Origin of the sequence: Streptomyces cinerochromogenes (genome assembly GCF_014648635.1) — a bacterium.
In the GTDB taxonomy this organism is placed as follows: domain Bacteria; phylum Actinomycetota; class Actinomycetes; order Streptomycetales; family Streptomycetaceae; genus Streptomyces; species Streptomyces cinerochromogenes.
In genome coordinates this window covers 14,809-36,079 of the sequence record NZ_BMRM01000030.1, presented here as the reverse complement: position 1 = coordinate 36,079, position 21,271 = coordinate 14,809, and the positions used below count along the sequence as shown (strand labels likewise).

At 72.4% G+C, this 21,271-nt stretch carries 21 protein-coding genes; 12 read left to right on the top strand and 9 right to left on the bottom strand.

What is annotated here, in order from left to right; all coding sequences use genetic code 11:
* Positions 1-99: 99 nt before the first annotated feature.
* Entirely contained in the window at positions 100-1,149 is a 1,050-nt protein-coding gene (locus tag IEZ20_RS36860) for a zinc-dependent alcohol dehydrogenase family protein (protein WP_189307020.1), read from the top strand.
* A 124-nt stretch (positions 1,150-1,273) separates the two neighbouring features.
* On the opposite strand, the gene IEZ20_RS36855 is transcribed toward IEZ20_RS36860, so the two are convergent.
* A complete protein-coding gene (locus IEZ20_RS36855; RefSeq protein WP_189307018.1) occupies positions 1,274-2,653 on the bottom strand; it encodes a CoA transferase in 1,380 nt (459 codons plus the stop codon).
* A 93-nt stretch (positions 2,654-2,746) separates the two neighbouring features.
* Positions 2,747-4,273, bottom strand: a complete 1,527-nt coding sequence (locus IEZ20_RS36850; RefSeq protein ID WP_189307015.1) for a S8 family peptidase — start codon at positions 4,271-4,273, stop codon at positions 2,747-2,749.
* Between the two features lie 287 nt (positions 4,274-4,560).
* Between IEZ20_RS36850 and IEZ20_RS36845 the strand changes: the two genes are divergently transcribed.
* From IEZ20_RS36845 to moaA, 3 genes are all read left to right on the top strand, one after another.
* On the top strand, positions 4,561-4,917 hold the full coding sequence (locus IEZ20_RS36845; protein ID WP_189307013.1) for a DUF485 domain-containing protein: 357 nt from the start codon (positions 4,561-4,563) through the stop codon (positions 4,915-4,917).
* Positions 4,914-6,539 (top strand): monocarboxylic acid transporter, encoded by a 1,626-nt coding sequence (locus IEZ20_RS36840; protein ID WP_189307011.1) that lies wholly within the window; start codon positions 4,914-4,916, stop codon positions 6,537-6,539. Before IEZ20_RS36845 ends, IEZ20_RS36840 begins: the two co-directional genes overlap by 4 nt.
* A gap of 172 nt (positions 6,540-6,711) precedes the next feature.
* Positions 6,712-7,701, top strand: coding sequence for a GTP 3',8-cyclase MoaA (gene moaA / locus IEZ20_RS36835; protein ID WP_229896451.1), 990 nt, complete (start codon positions 6,712-6,714; stop codon positions 7,699-7,701).
* 103 nt (positions 7,702-7,804) lie between these two features.
* On the opposite strand, the gene IEZ20_RS36830 is transcribed toward moaA, so the two are convergent.
* Complete coding sequence (locus IEZ20_RS36830) at positions 7,805-8,023, bottom strand: hypothetical protein (RefSeq protein ID WP_189307007.1); 219 nt, start codon at positions 8,021-8,023, stop codon at positions 7,805-7,807.
* 225 nt (positions 8,024-8,248) lie between these two features.
* On the bottom strand, positions 8,249-8,629 hold the full coding sequence (locus tag IEZ20_RS36825; protein ID WP_189307005.1) for a DUF3099 domain-containing protein: 381 nt from the start codon (positions 8,627-8,629) through the stop codon (positions 8,249-8,251).
* A gap of 246 nt (positions 8,630-8,875) precedes the next feature.
* Here IEZ20_RS36825 and IEZ20_RS36820 point away from each other — a divergent pair, with 246 nt between their 5' ends.
* The gene (locus tag IEZ20_RS36820; RefSeq protein ID WP_189307003.1) at positions 8,876-9,160 is read left to right on the top strand and encodes a GlsB/YeaQ/YmgE family stress response membrane protein; all 285 of its coding nucleotides are present in this window, start codon (positions 8,876-8,878) and stop codon (positions 9,158-9,160) included.
* A gap of 76 nt (positions 9,161-9,236) precedes the next feature.
* On the opposite strand, the gene tyrS is transcribed toward IEZ20_RS36820, so the two are convergent.
* From tyrS to IEZ20_RS36805, 3 genes are all read right to left on the bottom strand, one after another.
* Positions 9,237-10,505, bottom strand: a complete 1,269-nt coding sequence (gene tyrS / locus IEZ20_RS36815; protein ID WP_189307001.1) for a tyrosine--tRNA ligase — start codon at positions 10,503-10,505, stop codon at positions 9,237-9,239.
* A gap of 66 nt (positions 10,506-10,571) precedes the next feature.
* Positions 10,572-11,963 (bottom strand): TldD/PmbA family protein, encoded by a 1,392-nt coding sequence (locus tag IEZ20_RS36810; protein ID WP_189306999.1) that lies wholly within the window; start codon positions 11,961-11,963, stop codon positions 10,572-10,574.
* Positions 11,960-13,483, bottom strand: a complete 1,524-nt coding sequence (locus IEZ20_RS36805) for a TldD/PmbA family protein (protein ID WP_189306997.1) — start codon at positions 13,481-13,483, stop codon at positions 11,960-11,962. The genes IEZ20_RS36810 and IEZ20_RS36805 overlap by 4 nt, the downstream gene beginning before the upstream one ends.
* Positions 13,484-13,725: 242 nt before the next feature.
* Between IEZ20_RS36805 and fabG the strand changes: the two genes are divergently transcribed.
* The 3 genes from fabG to IEZ20_RS36790 all read left to right on the top strand — a co-directional run bounded on the left by fabG (position 13,726) and on the right by IEZ20_RS36790 (position 15,711).
* Positions 13,726-14,430, top strand: coding sequence for a 3-oxoacyl-[acyl-carrier-protein] reductase (gene fabG, locus IEZ20_RS36800; protein ID WP_189306995.1), 705 nt, complete (start codon positions 13,726-13,728; stop codon positions 14,428-14,430).
* Between the two features lie 5 nt (positions 14,431-14,435).
* The gene (fabI, locus tag IEZ20_RS36795) at positions 14,436-15,203 is read left to right on the top strand and encodes an enoyl-ACP reductase FabI (protein WP_189306993.1); all 768 of its coding nucleotides are present in this window, start codon (positions 14,436-14,438) and stop codon (positions 15,201-15,203) included.
* A gap of 157 nt (positions 15,204-15,360) precedes the next feature.
* On the top strand, positions 15,361-15,711 hold the full coding sequence (locus IEZ20_RS36790; protein WP_189306991.1) for a hypothetical protein: 351 nt from the start codon (positions 15,361-15,363) through the stop codon (positions 15,709-15,711).
* On the opposite strand, the gene IEZ20_RS36785 is transcribed toward IEZ20_RS36790, so the two are convergent.
* Positions 15,689-16,381: a FadR/GntR family transcriptional regulator gene (locus IEZ20_RS36785; RefSeq protein ID WP_189306988.1), complete on the bottom strand. Its 693-nt coding sequence runs from the start codon at positions 16,379-16,381 to the stop codon at positions 15,689-15,691. The genes IEZ20_RS36790 and IEZ20_RS36785 overlap by 23 nt on opposite strands.
* A 124-nt stretch (positions 16,382-16,505) precedes the next feature.
* Here IEZ20_RS36785 and IEZ20_RS36780 point away from each other — a divergent pair, with 124 nt between their 5' ends.
* The 4 genes from IEZ20_RS36780 (at position 16,506) to IEZ20_RS36770 (ending at position 18,926) form a co-directional block, all read left to right on the top strand.
* The gene (locus tag IEZ20_RS36780) at positions 16,506-17,774 is read left to right on the top strand and encodes a CynX/NimT family MFS transporter (protein ID WP_373304042.1); all 1,269 of its coding nucleotides are present in this window, start codon (positions 16,506-16,508) and stop codon (positions 17,772-17,774) included.
* Positions 17,775-17,829: 55 nt separating this feature from the next.
* Positions 17,830-17,949, top strand: a complete 120-nt coding sequence (locus tag IEZ20_RS40525) for an SGM_5486 family transporter-associated protein (protein WP_256464729.1) — start codon at positions 17,830-17,832, stop codon at positions 17,947-17,949.
* A gap of 173 nt (positions 17,950-18,122) precedes the next feature.
* Positions 18,123-18,329, top strand: coding sequence for a hypothetical protein (locus tag IEZ20_RS36775; RefSeq protein ID WP_189306984.1), 207 nt, complete (start codon positions 18,123-18,125; stop codon positions 18,327-18,329).
* A gap of 78 nt (positions 18,330-18,407) precedes the next feature.
* Positions 18,408-18,926 carry a SixA phosphatase family protein gene (locus tag IEZ20_RS36770; protein WP_189306982.1) on the top strand — a complete coding sequence of 173 codons (519 nt, stop codon included), beginning with the start codon at positions 18,408-18,410 and terminating at the stop codon, positions 18,924-18,926.
* A gap of 102 nt (positions 18,927-19,028) precedes the next feature.
* On the opposite strand, the gene serB is transcribed toward IEZ20_RS36770, so the two are convergent.
* Positions 19,029-20,255, bottom strand: coding sequence for a phosphoserine phosphatase SerB (gene serB / locus IEZ20_RS36765; RefSeq protein WP_189306980.1), 1,227 nt, complete (start codon positions 20,253-20,255; stop codon positions 19,029-19,031).
* Positions 20,256-21,271 lie beyond the last annotated feature (1,016 nt).

Here is a 21,271-nt window from a genome sequence, read left to right as displayed (position 1 = left end):
GCGCGCCCCGCGCGGGAGGCGACGTACCGTGAAGGGCGCACGGCCACCCCGAGCGCACCCCGCGACCTCGCACCACCCCGCACGAGAAGGATCCCCGTCATGCGCGCCACCACCATCCACGCCCCGTACGACATGCGCGTGGAGGACGTTCCCGAGCCCGTGGTGCAACTGCCCACCGACGCCGTCGTGCGGGTGCTGCGGGCCTGCATCTGCGGCAGCGACCTGTGGGCCTACCGCGGTGAGGCGGCCCGGCAGCCGGGGCAGCGGATCGGGCACGAGTTCCTCGGGATCGTCGAGGAGACCGGCTCCGACGTGAGCACCGTCAGGCGCGGTGACCTGGTGGTCGCGCCCTTCATGTGGTCCGACGGCGTCTGCGACTACTGCCGCGAGGGCCTGACCACGTCCTGCGAGCACGGCGGCTTCTGGGGCTCCGTCGGCTACGACGGCGGCCAGGGCGAGGCCGTACGCGTGCCCTTCGCCGACGGCACCCTCGTCCGGCTGCCGAAGGAAGCGGCGTCCGACGACCACCTGCTGTCCGCCCTGCTGACCCTCTCCGACGTCCTCGGCACCGGCCACCACGCCGCCCTCGGCGCGGGCGCCCGGCCCGGCGCCACGGTCGCCGTCGTCGGTGACGGCGCGGTCGGCCTGTGTGCCGTCCTGGCCGCCAAGCGGCTCGGCGCCGAGCGGATCATCGCGCTCGGCCGGCACGAGGTCCGCACCGACATCGCGCGCCGGTTCGGCGCCACCGACGTCGTCGCCGAGCGCGGGGACGCGGCCGTCGAGGCCGTCCGCGAACTGACCCGCGGGCAGGGCGCCCACTCCGTCGTGGAGGCGGTCGGCACCGAGCAGTCCATGCGGACGGCCGTCGACATCACCCGCGACGGCGGCGCCATCGGCTTCGTGGGCGTGCCCCACGGCAGCGGCACCGGCCTGGACCTCGGTGTGATGTTCGACCGCAACATCGCCCTGCGCGGCGGCGTCGCCCCGGTCCGCGCCTACATCCCCGACCTGCTGCCCGACGTGCTCGACGGCACGATCGACCCTTCCCCGGTGTTCGACATGACCGTCGACATCGAGGGCGTCCCGTCCGGCTACAAGGCCATGGACGAGCGCACGGCCCTGAAGGTGCTCGTCACCAACGGCAACTGACCGACGAGGCCCCGGGACGCCCCGACAGGGCCCCTACGACTGCGGGGCTCGGTACCGCGGGGCCTGGTGCGACCGCGGGGCCTGGTACGGCCGCGGGGCCTGGTGCGACCGGCCGGGCCCGGACTCACCGCCACGCGGCCGGCTCCGCTCCCCAGGGTGTGGCAGGCCGGGCCCAGTCGGTGGGGGCGCCGGTGAAGGACACGGCCGGGCGGGCGTGCCGCAGCCGGCCGAGGGGGCTGTCGGTCTCCGTCAGCCAGGGGTCCGGGCCCGGGCAGGGCGCGCCCTGGTCCGCGACCGCCGGGTGGATGCCGTTCGTCAGCCAGTGGGCGGTCCGGGCCAGCGCCAGCCGGACCAGCCGGCTCCCGCCGTCGTACGACTGCTCGGTCAGGGCCCGCAGCACGGCCGCCGCCAGCAGGTAGCCCGTGCCGTGGTCCAGGGCCTGCGCGGGCAGCGCGCCGGGCCGGTCCGCCGTGCCCTCGGTGACCGCGATGCCGGTCGCGACCTGCACCAGGCTGTCGAAGCCGCGCCGCCCGGCCCACGGCCCGTACCCGCCCCACGCCGACACCTGGGCCACGACCAGACCGGGGTGCCGCTCGGCCAGCGCGCACGGGGCGAGCCCGAACCGGTCGAGGGCGCCCGGCCGGTACCCGGTCACCACGACGTCGGCCGTGCTCAGCAACTCCTCCAGGGTGTCCCGGCCGGCGCCCAGATCCAGCGTGGCGGACCGCTTGCCGAAGCCCGTGTCGGCGTGCAGGTCCGGGAGTTCCGGCAACCACGGGGCGTCCACGCGCAGCACGTCCGCGCCCAGCAGGGCCAGGGTGCGGGTGGCGACCGGGCCCGCCAGCACCCGGGTCAGGTCCAGCACGCGCAGCCCGGCCGCGGGCAGCAGGGGAGCGGCGGCCCGGTCCAGGGACGGCAGCACGCGCGCGGGTGCCGTGTCCAGCACCGCCCGCTCGACCAGCGGCCGTGCGGCCATCTCGGCGGCCTGCGGGTGCGCCCGCCACTCCCGCGGGGTGCGCAGGGCCACGGCGAGACCGCCGGCGTCCTGGACGGCCTCCTCGGTCTCCAGCGCGGAGCACTCGGCGAGCCGGCCGGCGACCCGCTCCGCCGAGGCGTCCGCCGGCAGGCCCAGCGCGGCGAGCAGCCGGTCCCGGTGGTGCGGATAGTTGGCGTGGGTGCGCACCCAGCCGTCGGCGGTGCGCCAGAACCGCGACAGCGGCGCGAACGCCACCGGCGCCCGGCCGTCGACCTGGACCAGTCGCTCGCTGTGGAAGGCCGCCGCCACCGCGCCGTCGTCCACGGTGACCGCCGGCACCTCCGCGAACCCGGCCCGCCGCGCCCCCAGCTCCGCGGCGGCCAGCGCACACGCCCCCACGCACGCGCGTGCCAGCTCCCGGACGGGCAGCCGCGCTTCCAGCACGTCCCGGCGCACGACGGCCGAGACATGCGACAGCAGACCGGGCCGCCCGCCCAGCGCCTCCCAGGCATCCTTGATTTCAGTCATGACTTCACTATGCATTATTGATTCAATCAACATCAGCAGCGATGGCGATCAAGAGTGCATGGTGAGGTGGACGCCCTGGATGTGAACCGCCGGCTACTTGACCGCCCGCAACGCGTTGACGACACCGAAGCCGTAGAAGCCGTTCACCCGCTTGCCCCCGGCGCACGTCGCGTCCACGACTCCGTCGCCGTCACCGTCGTACGGCTCCGTCGGGCAGCCCGGGTTGTCCGCCTGCGCCTTCAGCAGAGCCTGCAGCTCGGCCGGAGTGGCGTGCGGGTGCGCCGACTTGAGCAGCGCGGCCACCGCGGCGACGTGCGGCGAGGCCATGGAGGTGCCCTGCAGGAAGCCGTACTGGTTGTTCGGCAGGGTGGACAGGATGCGGCCGTTCTTCGACGGCGTGTCCGGGATCTGGTACTTGTCGCCGCCCGGACCGGCGACGTCGACCACGCCCCGGCCGTAGCTGGAGTAGTACGACTTGGCGCCCTTCACGCCCACCGCGCTGACGGTCACCACGCCGGGCAGCTGGGTCGGCACGTCGAAGCACTCGTGCGGGTCGACCGTGCGGGTGTGGGCCGTCGAGTCGTCGGGGCTGGAGTCGTCCACGATCGCGTCGGCGTCCAGGTCGTCGTTGGAGTTGCCCGCCGAGGCGACGTTGAGCGTGCCCTTGCGCTGTGCGTACAGCTGAGCCCTGTTGACCGCGTCAACGATGGCACGTTGATCGGGGTCGTCCATGCAGTTGTACAGCCATGGATCGACGTAGTAGCTGTTGTTGGTGATCTCGATGCCGTGGTCCGCGGCGAACACGAACGCGCAGACCACGCTCTCCGGGTAGAACAGCGAAGTCGAGTCCGGCTGGGCCACGGTGATGCTCGCGACCTTCACCCCGGGCGCCACCCCCGCCACGCCGATGCCGTTGCGGGCCGCGGCGATCTCACCGGCCACATGGGTGCCGTGGTAGTGGTCGGCGTCCGCCGGCCGCCACGCGCCGTACGTGGTGTCCGCCTTGCCGCTCACGCAGTTCGCCGACTGGGACGCGGAGAAGTTCGGGGCGATGTCCGGATGGGTGTCGTCGACGCCCGTGTCGATGACCCCGACCGTCACGTTCCGGCTGCCCGGGTTGATCCGGGCGGCCCTGTCGGCGCCGATCGCCCGCAGGTCCCACTGGTCGGCCTCCAGCGGCTCCTCGCCCGCCGCCGCACTCGCCGCGAGCCGTGTCAGCTCCGCCCGGGACAGCACCTGGGCCGCGCCCTCCTCCGTGGTCCCCGCCGCGCTGAGCGGTGCCGTGCGGGTCGCGCCCGCCGAGTCGACCCCGCGCACCGCACGCATCCGCGCGCCGAAGTCCGGGTTCGCGGAGTGGGCGACGATGACGCCGATCCGGTCGTAACCGGCCACGACCGTCCCGCCGTTGCGCACTATCTCGCGCCGCACGGACTCGATCGTGCGGTGGTCGGTGCGGGTGTTGACCACGTAGGCGAGATTCGGACCGTCCGCCGCCCGCGCCACCGTGCCGGCGGCGGGCGCCGCCGAGGCCACCGACGGCAGGAAGCCGAGCGAGGCGGTCAGCGACAGCACGACCGGCACGGCGAGCGCGAGGCGGCGTCTGGAGCGCAGATGAGCCATGGGATCTCCACATCATCCGGATACGGAACCGCCCGAGACACAGGTGGTGCTCGGGCAGGTACATGACGAGTGGTGCAGGCCGAAGCTATCTGCCGCGCGCGATCTCCGAAAGAGTCCGGCGGACGTGAACCGGTCCGCACGGGGCGCCGTGACCGTGGACGGGGGATCCGTCGAGCCGGCACCCCCGCCGCCGGGATCACACAACGGAGTCGCATCGCGACTACCGGTAACGTGACCCCCGGTCCTGTGAGGCCAGACAGCGCATGTCCGTGACGCGAGGAGAGCCCGTGGCTACCGAGACACCGCCACCCGCGAAACCCCCAGCTTCCCTTCCCTCCACCGAGGAGTTCACCGAGGTGCAGCAGAGCGCGGAGTTCGGTGAACTGCGCCGCGCCCACCGCTCCTTCGCCTTCCCGCTGACCATCGCCTTCACCGCCTGGTACCTGCTGTACGTCCTGCTCTCCAACTACGCGGGCGATTTCATGGGCACCAAGGTCGTCGGCAACATCAACGTGGCCCTCGTCCTGGGCCTCGCCCAGTTCCTCACCACGTTCCTCATCGCCTGGTGGTACGCGCGGCACGCCGCCGCCGAGCTCGACCCGAAGGCCGAGGCCATCAAGTCCCGGATGGAGGGCGGAGCATGAGCCCCGCGTCGCACACCCTGCTCGCCGCCGGCGAGGCGAGCGAGCACCGGACGCTGATCATCACCCTGTTCGCGGTGTTCGTCGCCGCGACCCTCGTCATCACCGTCTGGGCCGGCCGGCAGACCAAGGACGCCGCCGACTTCTACGCCGGCGGACGGCAGTTCACCGGCTTCCAGAACGGCCTCGCCGTCTCCGGCGACTACATGTCCGCCGCGTCCTTCCTCGGCATCGCCGGCGCCATCGCCCTCTTCGGCTACGACGGCTTCCTGTACTCCATCGGCTTCCTCGTCGCCTGGCTCGTCGCCCTGCTCCTGGTCGCCGAACCGCTGCGCAACTCGGGCCGCTACACCATGGGTGACGTACTGGCCTACCGGATGCGCCAGCGCCCCGTCCGCACCGCCGCCGGTACCTCCACGATCGTCGTGTCGATCTTCTACCTGCTCGCGCAGATGGCCGGCGCCGGCGTCCTCGTCTCCCTGCTCCTCGGCATCACCAGCGACGGCGGCAAGATCGGCATCGTCGCCCTGGTCGGCGTGCTGATGATCGTGTACGTCACCATCGGCGGCATGAAGGGCACCACCTGGGTCCAGATGGTCAAGGCGGTCCTGCTGATCATCGGCGCCCTGCTGCTGACCTTCCTGGTGCTGCTGAAGTTCGACTTCAACATCTCCGACCTGCTCGGCAGGGCCGCCGACAACAGCGGCAAGGGCAGCGCGTTCCTGGAGCCCGGCCTGAAGTACGGCGCCACCGGCACCACCAAGCTGGACTTCCTCTCGCTCGGCATCGCCCTCGTCCTCGGCACCGCCGGCCTGCCGCACATCCTGATCCGCTTCTACACGGTCCCCACCGCCAAGGCCGCCCGGAAGTCCGTGATCTGGGCGATCGGCCTGATCGGCGCCTTCTACCTGATGACCCTCGCCCTCGGCTTCGGTGCCGCCGCGCTCATCAAACCGGACGAGATCATCGCCTCCAACAAGGCGGGCAACACGGCGGCCCCCCTGCTGGCCCTGCACCTGGGCGGCGTCGACTCCGGCTGGGGAGCCGTCCTGCTCGCCACCATCTCCGCGGTCGCCTTCGCCACGATCCTCGCGGTCGTCGCCGGCCTGACCCTGGCCTCCTCGTCCTCGTTCGCCCACGACATCTACGCGAACGTCATCAGGAAGGGACAGGCCACCGAGAAGCAGGAGGTGAGCGCCGCCCGATGGGCCACCGTCGGCATCGGCGCGGTCTCCATCGTGCTCGGCGCCCTGGCCCGCGATCTGAACGTGGCGGGCCTCGTCGCCCTCGCCTTCGCGGTCGCCGCCTCCGCCAACCTGCCGACCATCCTCTACAGCCTGTTCTGGAAGCGGTTCACCACCACGGGCGCGCTGTGGTCCATCTACGGAGGCCTGGTCACCGCGGTCGGCCTGGTGCTGTTCTCCCCGGTCGTCTCCGGCAAGCCGACCTCGATGTTCCCGGAGGCCGACTTCCAGTGGTTCCCGCTGGAGAACCCCGGCATCATCTCCATCCCGGTCGGGTTCCTCCTCGGCGTCGTGGGCACCCTGATGTCGAAGGAGGCCCCGGACGAGGGCAAGTACGCGGAACTGGAGGTGCGGTCCCTGACCGGCACCGGGGCGCACTGAGGATTCCTACGGACGACCGCGTCGCAGGGGACTGTACGGTCCTACGACGCGGTCGCGCCGTACCTCGTGGGATCAGGTCGCTGTCGATGTCGGTGAGGTCACGTAGGCTCACAGGTGACGGAGGACGTACGCACCACCGAAAATGAGTGACCGGGAGAGGGAGGGGGCCCACGTGCTCATCGACACCTACGGCCGAGTGGCCACCGACCTGAGGGTCTCGCTGACCGACCGGTGCAACCTGCGCTGCACCTACTGCATGCCCGAGGAGGGCCTGCAGTGGCTGGCCAAGCCCGACCTGCTCACGGACGACGAGATCGTCCGGCTCATCGACATCGCGGTCCGCGTCCTCGGCGTCGAGGAGGTCCGCTTCACCGGCGGCGAACCGCTGCTGCGCCCCGGCCTGGTCGGCATCGTCGAGCGCGTGGCGGCCCTGGACCCGCGCCCGCAGATGTCCCTCACCACCAACGGCATCGGCCTCCACCGCACCGCGACCGCCCTGAAGGCGGCGGGCCTGGACCGGGTCAACGTCTCCCTGGACACCCTCCGCCCGGACGTCTTCAAGACCCTCACCCGCCGCGACCGCCACAAGGACGTGCTGGACGGCCTCGAAGCCGCCCGCGAGGCCGGTCTGACCCCCGTCAAGGTCAACACCGTCCTGATGCCGGGGCTGAACGACGACGAGGCCCCGGACCTCCTCGCCTGGGCGATGGAGCACGAGTACGAGCTGCGGTTCATCGAGCAGATGCCCCTGGACGCCCAGCACGGCTGGAAGCGGGAGGGCATGGTCACCGCCGGGGACATCCTCGCGTCCCTGCGCACCCGCTTCGACCTCAGCCCCGAGGGCGCGGACGAGCGCGGCTCGGCACCGGCGGAACGCTGGGTCGTCGACGGCGGTCCGCACCGGGTCGGTGTGATCGCCTCGGTCACCCGGCCGTTCTGCGCCGCCTGCGACCGCACCCGCCTCACCGCCGACGGCCAGATACGCACCTGCCTGTTCGCCACCGAGGAGACCGACCTGCGCGCGGCGCTGCGCTCGGGCGCCCCGGACGAGGAGATCGCCCGCATCTGGCGCCAGGCGATGTGGGGCAAGAAGGCCGGAGCCGGCCTGGACGACCCGTCGTTCGTGCAGCCGGACCGCCCGATGTCCGCGATCGGCGGCTAGACCCGGCGGTCCGGACCGGGCGACGGGGCTCAAGGTCCCGGGCTCAAGGGCACCGCGGGATCGGGCCCCGAGTTCAAGGGCGCCCCGGGTTCAGGTCCCGGGTTCAGGCCTCCTCGGCCGCCCGCCACTCCTCGAACGCCACCACGTCCTTCAGGAATCCCCGGACCCCGAGGAACTGCGACAGATGCTCGCGGTGCTCCTCGCAGGCCAGCCATGTCTTGCGCCGCTCCGGGGTGTGGACCTTCGGGTTGTTCCACGCCAGCACCCACACGGCGGCGGCACGGCAGCCCTTGGCGGAGCAGATCGGCGTCTCGTCACTCACGGTTTCGTCTCGGGGTCGTCTCACGAAGGGGCGCAAACAGGGCGACGCCGGGCAGCCACGGGGGGAGCTGCCCGGCGTCGGTCCATCGCTCCGACGGGGGATGCGGAGCGCGTACGCAGTATGTCACGGGTACCCCGCCGCCCGGCACCGGAACAGCAGGATTGATCTGAGCTTTTCTTGAGCATGGCGCATAAATGCATTCCGCTTCGGCCGCGTCCGCCCTGCTCAGACGGGTCCGGGGCGCTCACCGCGCACTCCGGCCGCCGGATTCGGCGGCACGTCCTCGCCCTCGGACTTCTCCTGGACCGGCGAGATCATCGGCCGCACCGGCGTGGCGACGAACGTCGACGGAAGGGACGGCGGCCGCTCCCGGCCCGCGTTGGCGATCACCACGGCGATGTAGGGCAGGACCGCGCCGAGCACCAGCGCGGCGATGGCGACATGCCGCTCGACGTTCCACAGGGCGACCGCCAGGATCACCGAGACGGTACGGATCGACATCGAGATCACGTAACGCCGCTGCCGTCCCCGCACATCCTCGGCGAGCCCGGTCCGGGCACCGGTGATCCGGAACACCTGAGCGCTGCCGCCGTGCTGTTTCCGCATCACATTCCACCATCCGCCCGCATCGGACTCTTCCCGGCCCGCACCCTCGTCCACACCCGGCGGGGAAACCGGGCCGGGACACCTCCCACGGTACGCCGCGCCCCCGCCGCCTTCGAGACCGGGTCGCCCTCTGCCTGCGACGACACCCGGACCCCCGCCGCGCACGGGGGAACCCGACGTGCGCCGTACGGCGGACCGAACCACACTGGCTGCAATGCTCACGTCGAGCCGTACGAGGAGGCAGCCATGGGCTGGTTGTGGGCGATCATCGTGGGATTCGTGCTGGGCCTCATCGCCAAGGCGATCATCCCGGGCAAACAGCACAGCCCCCTGTGGCTGACCACGATCTGCGGCATGCTGGGCGCCATCGTGGGCAACGCGGTCGCCCGCGCGGTCGGCGTGGAGGCGACCCCGGGCATCGACTGGAGCCGGCACATCTTCCAGCTCGTGGCCGCCATCATCATCGTCGCGGCCGTGGACGCCCTCTACATGGCGACGCTGGGCAAGCGGAAGCAGCAGCAGCGGGCCTGAGCCTTCGCAGGCCTGCGAAGGCCTGCGAAGACAGGGGCGCGGGGCCGCGTCGGCGTCCCCACGCCCCCGACGGCGCTCAGGCGCCCGTGACCTCCACTGCGGCCAGGTTCTTCTTCCCGCGCCGCAGCACCAGCCACCGCCCGTGAATCAGATCCTCCGCCGCCGGCACCGCGTCCTCGGCGGTGACCTTCACGTTGTTCACGTAGGCCCCGCCCTCCTTCACGGTCCGCCGCGCGGCGGACTTGCTGGCGACCAGGCCGACCTCGGCGAACAGGTCCACCACCGGAGCCAGCTCGGTGACCTGGACGTTCGGCACCTCGGCCAGCGCCGCGGCCAGCGTCCGCCCGTCCAGCTCGGCCAGCTCGCCCTGCCCGAACAGGGCACGCGACGCGGCGATCACCGCGGCCGTCTGGTCGGCGCCGTGCACCAGCGTCGTCAGCTCCTCGGCGAGCGCCCGCTGAGCCGCCCGGGCCTGCGGACGCTCCTGCGTCTGCCGCTCCAGCTCCTCGATCTCCTCACGGGACCTGAAGCTGAAGATGCGCAGGAACTTGGAGACGTCCCGGTCGTCCGCGTTGACCCAGAACTGGTAGAACGCGTACGGCGTGGTCATCTCCGGGTCGAGCCACACCGTCCCGGACTCGGTCTTGCCGAACTTGGTGCCGTCCGCCTTGGTGATCAGCGGGGTGCCCAGCGCGTGCACCACGGCGTCCGGCTCGGCCCGGTGGATCAGGTCCGTGCCCGAGGTGAGGTTGCCCCACTGGTCGCTGCCGCCGGTCTGCAGCGTGCAGCCGTGCCGCCGGTACAGCTCCAGGAAGTCCATGCCCTGCAGGATCTGGTAGCTGAACTCGGTGTAGCTGATGCCCGCGTCGGAGTTGAGCCGCCGGGAGACGGCCTCCTTGGCGATCATCTTGTTGACCCGGAAGTGCTTGCCGATGTCCCGCAGGAACTCGATGGCCGACAGGCCCTGGGTCCAGTCCAGGTTGTTGACCATCACCGCGGCGTTCGGACCGTCGAAGTGGAGCAGCGGCTCGATCTGCGCGCGCAGCCGCTCCACCCAGCCGGCCACGACCTCCGGCGCGTTCAGCGTGCGCTCGGCCGTGGGCTTCGGGTCGCCGATGAGACCCGTGGCACCGCCGACCAGCGCCAGCGGACGGTTGCCCGCCTCCTGGATGCGGCGCATCGTCAGGATCTGCACCAGGTTGCCGAGGTGCAGGCTGGGCGCGGTCGGGTCGAAGCCGCAATAGAACGTGACGGGACCGTCCGCGAACGCCTTGCGCAGTGCGTCCTCGTCCGTGGAGAGGGCGATGAGCCCCCGCCACTTCAGCTCGTCGACGATGTCCGTCACGGTTCTCGTGTCTCCTTGGTGATCTTCTGGCGGCCGGGTGACACCCGACCACGAACGTCTACGAGGTTATACGCCCTGGCTGACAGAGCTCATGTTGAAATCGGGGATCCGCAGCGCGGGCATCGCGGCCCGGGTGAACCAGTCGCTCCACTCACGCGGGAGCGTCTTCTCGGTCCGCCCCGCCTCCGTGGCCCGGCCCAGCAGGTCCACCGGCGACTCGTTGAACCGGAAGTTGTTCACCTGCCCGGTCACCTCACCGTTCTCCACGAGGTAGACGCCGTCCCGGGTCAGGCCCGTCAGCAGCAGCGTGGCCGGGTCGACCTCGCGGATGTACCACAGGCAGGTCAGCAGCAGCCCGCGCTCGGTGTCCGCGACCATCTCCTCCAGGGACCGGTTGCCGCCGTCCAGGATCAGGTTCCCGAGCGCCGGCGCGACCGGCAGCCCGGTCAGGGCGGCGCTGTGCCGGGTCGTCGTCAGGTGCCGCAGCACGCCCCTGCTGATCCACTCCGTGGCGTGGGCCGGCAGCCCGTTGTCGAACACCGACTGGTCGCCGCCGGAGGAGTGGGCGATGAGGAAGGGCGGGCACTCCAGACCCGGCTCGTTCGGGTCGCTGCGCAGGGTCAGCGGCAGCTCGCTCAGCCTCTCGCCGACCCGGGTGCCGCCGCCCGGCTTGGAGAACACCGTCCGGCCCTCGGCCGCGTCCCGGCCCGACGCCGACCACAGCTGGTAGATGAGCAGGTCCGCCACGGCGGTGGGCGGCAGCAGCGTCTCGTAGCGCCCCGCGGGCAGGTCGACGCGCCGCTCCGCCCAGCCGAGCCGTACGGCCAGCTCGGCGTCGAGTGCGCCCGGGTCGACGTCCTTGAAGTCCCGGGTGGACCGGCCGGCCCACGCCGAACGGGTGCGGTCCGGGGACTTGGCGTTCAGCTCCAGGGTGCCGGTGGGCTGGTCGTGCCTGAGGCGCAGCCCGGTGGACGTGCCCAGGTACGTCGACACCAGCTCGTGGTTGGCGAAGCCGTACAGCTCCCGGTCGCCGGCACGCGCGCGTGCGAAGGCCTCGCCGAGGGCCGGGGCGAAGTCGGCGAACACGGCGGAGGACGTCTCGGCGGGCGCGTCCGTGAAGTCCGGTGACTCCGGCACCCCGCTGACCAGCGGCTGCGCGTCCTCGGCGGGCCCGGCACCGCGCGCGGCGGCCTCGGCGGCCCGCACCAGCGGCTCCAGCTCCTCCGCGGTGACCGCGGACCGTGACACCACCCCCGAGGCGGTGCCCTCCTTGCCGTCCACGGTGGCGATCACGGTGAGCGTACGGCCCCGGGTCACGCCGTTGGTGGTGAGCGCGTTGCCCGCCCAGCGCAGGTTGGCGGTCGAGTGCTCGTCGGCGATGACGACACAGCCGTCGGCGCGGGACAGCGCGAGTGCCTGCTCGACGACTTCGTGCGGCTTGTTGGTGCGGGCGCTCATCGGCCGGCCTCCTGCGTGGTGTTCAGAATGTTGACGCCCTTGAAGAGGGCGGACGGGCACCCGTGGGACACGGCGGCCACCTGGCCCGGCTGGGCCTTGCCGCAGTTGAAGGCACCGCCGAGGACGTACGTCTGCGGTCCGCCCACGGCGGCCATCGAGCCCCAGAAGTCCGTGGTCGTGGCCTGGTAGGCGACGTCCTTCAGCTGCCCGGTGATCCGCCCGTTCTCGATCTTGAAGAAGCGCTGGCCGGTGAACTGGAAGTTGTACCGCTGCATGTCGATCGACCAGGACCGGTCGCCGACCACGTAGATGCCCCGGTCGACGCCCCCGATCAGGTCCTCCGTGGACAGCCCGGCCGGATCCGGCCGCAGCGACACGTTGGCCATGCGCTGCACCGGGACGTGCGCGGGCGAGTCGGCGTACGCGCAGCCGTTGGAGCGCTCGAACCCGGTCAGACGGGCGATCCGCCGGTCCAGCTGGTAGCCGACGAGCGTGCCGTCCTTCACGAGGTCCCAGGACTGGGCCTCGACGCCCTCGTCGTCGTAGCCGATGGTGGCGAGGCCGTGCTCGGCGGTGCGGTCACCGGTGACGTTCATCAGCTCGGAGCCGTACCGCAGCTTGCCCAGCTGGTCGAAGGTGGCGAAGGAGGTGCCGGCGTACGCGGCCTCGTAGCCGAGCGCCCGGTCCAGCTCCGTCGCGTGCCCGATGGACTCGTGGATGGTCAGCCACAGATTGGACGGGTCGATCACCAGGTCGTACAGGCCCGGTTCCACGCTGGGCGCCCGCATCTTCTCGGCGAGCAGCTCGGGGATCCGCTCCAGCTCGGCGTCCCAGTCCCAGCCGGTCCCGGTCAGGTACTCCCAGCCGCGGCCCACCGGCGGCGCGAGGGTGCGCATCGAGTCGAACTCCCCGCTCGACTCGTCGACCGACACCGCCGTGAGCTGCGGATGCAGCCGCACCCGCTGCTGGGTCGTCACCGTCCCGGCCGTGTCGGCGTAGAACTTGTTCTCGTGGACGGTGAGCAGCGAGGCGTCCACGTGGTCGACGCCGTTCGCGCGCAGCAGCCGGCCGCTCCACTCCGCGAGCAGCGCCGACTTCTCCTCGTCCGGCACCGAGAACGGGTCGATCTCGTACGACGAGACCCACGTCCTGTCGGCGTGCACCGGCTCGTCGGCCAGCTCCACCCGCTCGTCCGACCCGGCGGCCTTGATCACCTGCGCGGACAACTTCGCCATGGCCACCGCCTGCGAGGCGACCCGGGCGGCGGCGTCCATGGTCAGATCGACCCCGGAGGCGAAGCCCCACGTACCGCCGTGCACGACCCGGACCGCGTACCCGAGGTCGGTGGTGTCCGAGGATCCGGCGGGCTTGCCGTCCCGCAGCCGCCAGGCGGCGCTGCGCACCCGCTCGAACCGGAAGTCCGCGTGCTCGGCGCCCAGCGCACGCGCGCGTGCGAGCGCGGCGTCGGCGAGCGCCCGTAGGGGAAGCGCCGTGAAGGCTTCGTCGATGGAATGAGGCACGGAGGTCTCCCTGCTGTCGTGGCCTGTCGGGTCCGATCATGTCCCGGGAGCGGCCCGGCGGACCACATGTTTCGGGTCCGGGAACCGGCTCGTTCTGTAGGGACCCGACAGTGACACCCCCGCGCCACTGTCGGTGCCCGCTTGCCCGCGGACGCGGCGGTACCGATAGGTTTTCGACTGAAGCCGCCTGCCATCCACGGGTTCGGGCGGATGTGTCAGACCGCTATCGAAAGGGTGATCCGTTGAGCCGCTCGGTTCTCGTCACCGGAGGCAACCGGGGCATCGGCCTCGCCATCGCCCGCGCTTTCGCCGACGCCGGCGACAAGGTCGCGATCACGTACCGCTCGGGTGAGCCGCCGGCCGGCTTCCTGGCCGTCAAGTGCGACATCACCGACCCGGAGCAGGTGGAGCAGGCCTACAAGGAGATCGAGGACCAGCACGGTCCGGTGGAGGTCCTGGTCGCCAACGCCGGCGTCACCAAGGACCAGCTGCTGATGCGGATGTCCGAGGAGGACTTCACCTCGGTCATCGACACCAACCTGACGGGCACCTTCCGGGTCGTCAAGCGCGCCAACCGCGGCATGCTGCGCGCGAAGAAGGGCCGGGTCGTCCTCATCTCGTCGGTGGTCGGTCTGCTCGGCTCGGCGGGCCAGGCGAACTACGCCGCCTCCAAGGCCGCCCTGGTCGGCTTCGCGCGTTCCCTCGCCCGGGAGCTGGGCTCGCGCAACATCACCTTCAACGTCGTCGCGCCCGGCTTCGTCGACACCGACATGACCAAGGCGCTCACCGACGAGCAGCGCGACAACATCGTGTCGCAGGTGCCGCTCGGCCGTTACGCGCAGCCGGAGGAGATCGCCGCGACGGTGCGGTTCCTCGCCTCGGACGACGCCTCGTACATCACTGGAGCCGTCATTCCGGTTGACGGCGGACTGGGAATGGGTCACTGATCACCATGAGCGGAATTCTTGAGGGCAAGCGCATCCTGGTCACCGGGGTGCTGATGGAGTCCTCCATCGCCTTCCACGTCGCCAAGCTCGCCCAGGAGCAGGGCGCCGAGATCATCCTGACCGCGTTCCCGCGGCCCACCCTGACCGAGCGCATCGCCAAGAAGCTCCCCAAGCCGGCCAAGGTCATCGAGCTGGACGTCACCAACGACGAGCACCTCGCGCGTCTGGCCGACGTGGTCGGCGAGGAGCTGGGCGGCCTCGACGGCATCGTCCACTCCATCGGCTTCGCGCCGCAGGACGCGCTCGGCGGCAACTTCCTGAACACGCCGTTCGAGTCGGTGGCCACCGCCATGCACGTCTCGGCGTTCTCCCTGAAGTCGCTGACCATGGCCTGCCTGCCGCTGATGCAGAACGGCGGCTCGGTCGTCGGCCTCACCTTCGACGCCCAGTACGCCTGGCCGCAGTACGACTGGATGGGCCCGGCCAAGGCCGCGCTGGAGGCGACCAGCCGCTACATGGCGCGCGACCTGGGCAAGCAGAACATCCGCTGCAACCTCATCTCGGCGGGCCCGATCGGTTCCATGGCCGCCAAGTCCATCCCGGGCTTCAGCGAGCTGGCCTCCGTGTGGGACACCCGTGCCCCGCTGGAGTGGGACCTGAAGGACCCGGAGCCGGCCGGCCGCGGTGTCGTCGCCCTGCTGAGCGACTGGTTCCCGAAGACCACGGGCGAGATCATCCACGTCGACGGCGGCCTGCACGCCATCGGCGCCTGACCTCCCGCAGCACACCGACGCCCCGTCTCCCGCCGCCGGCGGGGGAGCGGGGCGTCACCCGTTCGGCTCACCGGCCGGGCCGCCGCCGCGCAGGCGGCGCACCCTGGATTACGCCTTCCCGCACGTCCCTCCGCAGCCCGGCCGAGGAGGTCCCCTTGTGCGCCTGTCCCGCAGCCTGGCCCCGGTGACCGTGGCCCTGGTCCTCGTGCTGTCCCTGCCGTACGACGCGCTGCCCCACGCGCGCGTGAGCGACGCCAAGCCGCCCCCGCCGAGCCGGTTCGGCGCCTCCTGCCGTACGGCGGTCCGCGGCTCCCATGTGGAGGCCTACTGCCACAACCCCTATGTCGACATCGACCGGGTACGGCTGCACATCGAGTGCGCCCGCTGGTGGGACATCGACAGCGACAGCGCCCCGGTGGACGCCTGGCCCGCCATGACCGTACGGCTGACGGGCCGGTGCTGGAAGGAGGTCCGCTCGGTCTGGATCAGCCACCAGAAGGCGCGGTGAACCGGCCCGGGTCGCACAGGAACGGATAGCTCGCGGCCTCGGTCGCCGCCGCCTCCGCGTCCCCGGCGCGGATCGCGTCCAGCAGGCGCGAGTGGTCCATGTGGGTCTCCGGGGTCAGCTCCGCCCCGACGTCCGCGCGCAGCCAGTCCCGCAGCACCTCGCCCAGGTCGGCGTACATCGCGGTCATCACGTCGTTGTGGGAGGCGGCCACCACGGCCAGGTGGAAGGTGGCGTCGGCCGCCACGAAGGCTTCCGCGTCGCCGGTCTCCCATGCCTCCTCACGCCGGGCCATCAGCGTGTCCAGCTGTTTGAGGTCCTTCTCGGTGCGCCGTTCGGCGGCCAGCTTCGCCGCGGCCGACTCCAGCGTGGCCCGCAGCTCGGCGATGTGCCGCGGGTCGGCGCCGGCGAAGCGGCGGTGCATCACGCCGGCCAGCTCGCTCGTGGCCACCACGTAGGTGCCGGAGCCCTGGCGGATGTCCAGCAGACCGTTGTGGGCGAGCGCGCGGACGGCCTCGCGGACGGTGTTGCGGGCGACACCGAGCTGCTCGACCAGTTCCGGCTCCGTCGGGATGCGCGAGCCGACCGGCCACTCGCCGGAGGTGATCTGCTGCCGCAACGCGGCGATGACCTGCTCGGACAGCGCCGATCGGCGCGGGTGGCTCAAAGGCATGGCACACCTTCGCACGACAGGCCCGCGCGCGTGGGCCGCGGGGATGGACAACCAATCATCCCATGATTCTATGATGGGTCTCATGGTTAGTGAGGAAACCCGGACAGTGGAGACCCGTACGGCGATGTCATCGACCGAACGCGGCACGGCCGGCGCCGCCCGGGAGGCGGCGCCCGGCGCGACGCACCGCACGCGTGCGTGGGCGGCCCGGCTGGTCGTCCTCGGCATCGTGCTCTCCGCGCTCAACCTCCGCCCCGCCATCACGAGCCTCGGCGCCCTCCTGGAGGAGGTCCGCGACGGGCTCGGCATGAGCGGCAGCGTCGCCGGCCTGCTCACCTCCGTGCCCCCGCTGTGCTTCGCCGTCTTCGGCGTCACCGCGCCCCGCCTGGCCCGCCGCTTCGGCCCGGCCGCCGTGGTGTGCGCCGGCATGGCCGCCATCGCCACCGGCCTGCTCGTACGGCCGTACGTCGGCGGCACGGCCGGATTCCTGGCCGCCAGCGCGCTCGCCCTCATGGGCATCGCCGTCAGCAACGTCCTGATGCCGGTCATCGTCAAGCGCTGGTTCCCCGACCGGGTCGGCTCCATGACCGGCCTGTACTCGATGGCCCTCGCCCTCGGCACCTCCCTCGCCGCCGCGGTGACCGTCCCCCTGACCGACGCCATGGGCGGCGGCTGGCAGCCAGGCCTCGCCGTGTGGGCGGCCCTCGCCGCCGCCGCGGTGCTGCCCTGGCTCCCCCTCGTCCGCGACCGCGGCACCGCCGCCCGGCCGGAGGGGCCGGTGCGCGAGCCCGCGGACCAGCACGCTCCGCTGCGGATCACCCGCAGCCGCACGGCCTGGGCCCTCGCCGTCTTCTTCGGTCTCCAGGCCACCGCCGCCTACATCACCATGGGCTGGATGCCGCAGATCTTCCGGGACGCCGGCGTCCCGGCGGGCACCGCGGGCGTGCTGCTCGCCGTCACCATGGTGATGGGCGTCCCGCTGGCCTTCGTCATCCCGCGGGTCGCCACCCGGCTGCCCCACCAGGGCCCGATCGTGCTGGTCCTGGGCGCCTGCGGACTCGCCGGGTACGCCGGGCTGTACCTCGCCCCGGCCGGCGGCTCCTGGGCCTGGGCGCTGCTGCTGGGCGTGTCCAACTGCGCCTTCCCGCTCGCGCTGACCATGGTCGGCATGCGGGCCCGCAGCGGTCCGGGCGTGGTCCAGCTGTCCGCGTTCGCGCAGAGCACCGGCTACCTGATCTCCATCCCCGGCCCGCTGCTGGTCGGCGTCCTCTACCAGCAGAGCGGCGGCTGGGGGCTGCCGATCGCCCTCATGGCGGGCCTCATGGTGCCGCAGATGGTGGTGGGCTTCCTGGCGGGCCGCGACCGCACGGTGGAGGAGGAGGCGACGCGCTGACCCGCCGGGGTGCCCCGGCGCCGCCGGACGCGGGGCGGGGTGCGAGACTGGGCGCATGCAGCCTGTGCTCGACCCGAACCCCAAGAACGGCCAGAAGAAGATGCTGCTCGTCTTCGGCTCGTTCCTCGCCATCTTCGTGATCATCGCCATCGTGGCGACCATCGCCTCCCCCTGACGGCGGCCCCGCCCCCGGCCCGGGGTGGGGCTGGCCCCCCCATCCCCTAGGGGGTCAGGGTCAGGGTCAACTGGGTGGAAGTCCGGATGGGTTGGCGGCCCCGGATTCCGTAGCTTCGAGAAGTGACCGCGGCAGGCGGTCACGGACCCGCTCGAAGACCCACGGAGGCGACCATGCCGGCCCGCACCCACTCCCGGCCCCACCCGGCGACCACGGGCGGCGTCGACACCAGGCTGCCCTGGTGGGCGCTCGCCCTGCCCGCCCTCGCGTTCCTCGTGCTGCTCGCCCTGATACTGAACCCGTCGGACGCCCACGCGGCGAGCGGCGACCCGGCGATCGCGCGCCTCCTGGAACGCGCCCAGCAGCTCCTCGCACGCTGACGGCAGGCCCCCTCACGCGGTGAATCCGCATGTCAACTCCCTGCGCCGGGTGGCCTGTTTCATGCGAAGCTGGGTCCCATGAGCGTCGCAGAACCCCGCAGGATCGTCCTCTTCCGGCATGCGAAAGCCGACTGGCCCCAGGTCCCCGACCACGAGCGCCCGCTCGCCGAGCGGGGCCGCACGGACGCCGCAGTCGCCGGACGCAAGCTGGCCGACACCGGCATCACCTTCGACCTGGCCCTGTGCTCCACGGCGACCCGCACCCGCGAGACGTGGAAGCTCGCCGTCCACGAGCTGACGCACCGGCCGAAAACCGTCTACGAGGAGCGGGTGTACGAGGCCTCGCCCGGCGAGCTGATCGCCGTGCTGAACGAGGTACCGGACGAGGCGCGCAACGTGATCCTGATCGGCCACAACCCCGGCGTGCACGGCCTGGCCGACATCCTGGCCGGCGCGGCCGAGGACGACGCTCGCGCGCGGATGAACCGCCGCGGTTTCCCCGCCGCCGCCTTCGCCCTGCTCTCCTTCGACGGCCCCTGGAAGAGCCTGGAGCCCGCCGTGGCCACGCTCACGGACTACTGGGCGCCCTCCGACTGATCCGCCGGCCGACCCGGCCGAGGCAGGGCGCCGACGCCGGAGGGCCCGGCACCGCACAGGGTGCCGGGCCCTTTCGGGGGCGGGAAGGCCGTGGGGCCCCGCTCAGCCCTCGTCGTCGTGCATGTCGGCGGCCTCGACCTCTTCCCGGGTGATGCCGAGCAGGTAGAGGACCGTGTCGAGGAAGGGGAAGTTCACCGCCGTGTGCGCCGCCTCGCGCACCACCGGCTTGGCGTTGAAGGCCACGCCCAGGCCCGCCGCGTTCAGCATGTCCAGGTCGTTGGCGCCGTCGCCGATCGCCACCGTCTGCGCCAGCGGCACCCCGGCCTCCGCGGCGAACCGGCGCAGCAGCCGGGCCTTGCCCGCCCGGTCCACGATCTCGCCGGTGACCCGGCCGGTCAGCTTGCCGTCGACGATCTCCAGCGTGTTGGCCTGCGCGAAGTCCAAGCCCAACCGTTCCTTCAGATCATCGGTGACCTGGGTGAAGCCGCCGGAGACGACCCCCACCTGGTAGCCGAGGCGCTTCAGGGTACGGATCAGCGTGCGCGCGCCCGGCGTCAGCCGGACCTCCTGGCGCACCTTCTCCACCACCGACGCGTCCAGCCCCTTCAGCAGGGCCACGCGCGCGTGCAGCGACTGCTCGAAGTCCAGCTCCCCGCGCATCGCCGCCGCCGTCACCTCGGCGACCTGGTCCTCGCAGCCGGCGTGCGCGGCGAACAGCTCGATGACCTCGTCCTGGATCAGGGTCGAGTCCACGTCCATGACCACCAGTCGCTGGGCACGCCGGTGCAGACCGGCCGAGACCACCGCGATGTCGACACCCAGTGCCGCCGCGTCGGAGGCCAGCGCCGTGCGCAGCGGTCCGGTCTCCACACCGGACACCGCGAACTCCACCGCCGTCACCGGGTACTTGGCGAGCCGGAAGATACGGTCGATGTTGCCGCCGGCCTTCGCGATCCGGGCGGCGATCGCGGCCGTCGACTCGGCGGTGAGCGGATGGCCGAGGACGGTCACCAGGGAGCGGCCGAGGCCGCGCGGCCGGTTGTCGCCGTGCCCCGAGATGATCTCCGCCTGCATCTTCATCGACTCGGCCCAGCTGTGCACGGTGGCCCGCAGGTCGCCCTCCAGACCGGCCGGGGGCTGGGTCACCAGCACGCACAGCACCAGGCGGCCCCGGGTGACGACCTGCTCGATGTCGACCACGTCGACGAGGTAGGCGGCCAGGGTGTCGAACAGGCCGGCCGTGATGCCCGGCCGGTCCTTGCCGAAGATCTTGACGAGGAGGGTGGGGACCTCGGAGGTCTCTGAGGCGGAGGTCTGCGAAGCGCTCATGGTGTCACCACCGTATCCGGCACCCAGTGCCTTCCGCCCCTGAGGTCCGCCTGACGGACACGGAACAACAGGTGTCCGGCCGGTGACGGCGACCTTGCCGGCGGAGAACGGCGCCGCGCCGGGGCGGGGGCGGGGCAGGTGCGGCGTGGGTGCGGTGCGGGTGCGGTGTGGGTGCGGTGTGGGTCTGGGGGCGGGGGTGGCTCGATGGGGGAGCGGACGGGGGTGCGGCGGTGCGGGCTCGGACGGGGGGCCGGTGCGGTGCCGTCCTGACGGCAGGCCGACCCGGCTCCACCACGAGGGTCCCACGAGCGGCTTCGGACGGCAGGTCCACGGGGGCGGAAGTGGGGAGTCGGGAGGCCCACCGGGGCGCGGTCGGGAGCCGGGAGGCCCGAGGGGGCGGGGCCGAGGGCGGGCCTGACGCCGTGCACGCGTTGCCGGCCCGCCGTCCTGGCGTCCCGGGCCCCGCTGTCCCGGTCGGCCCGCTGTCCTGGCCCGCCGCTGTCCTGGCCCGCCGCTGTCCTGGCCGGCCCGCCGTCCCGCCGTCCCGGCCCCCGCCCGCCCCCGCCCATCCCGGCTGGCCCGCCACCTGGCGTCGACGGCACCCCGCCTCGACCGGCCCGCCGGCGCCGAGTACCTCCGGGACCAGCCGAGTGCCTCCGGGGCCATGGGACGCCCCGCGATGGCCGCGCCCCGCGCACTTCCCCGGCCGCGGGCCCACCGTGCCCCACCGCCGTGCCCCCGGCTGCCCCCCGCCGTGCCCCCCCGGGCTGCCCCTCTGCCCCGCCGCCCCGCACCGCCGTACCCCGAGCCGCCGATCCGGCTTCCACCCTCCCCGCACCCCCCGCGCCCCCCGGCGCACCACGCCCCGGCACGCGAGGAGTTCAGCCGAAGCCCCCACAACTCCCGCCGGACGGAGGCGTCGTGGAGAGGACCGGCGGGGTGCGTCGGAGCGCGCGTCGGCGCCCTTGGCAAGGCCCGGGTTTCGGTCAGGCGGCCGGGCCTGAAATAGTGCCCCA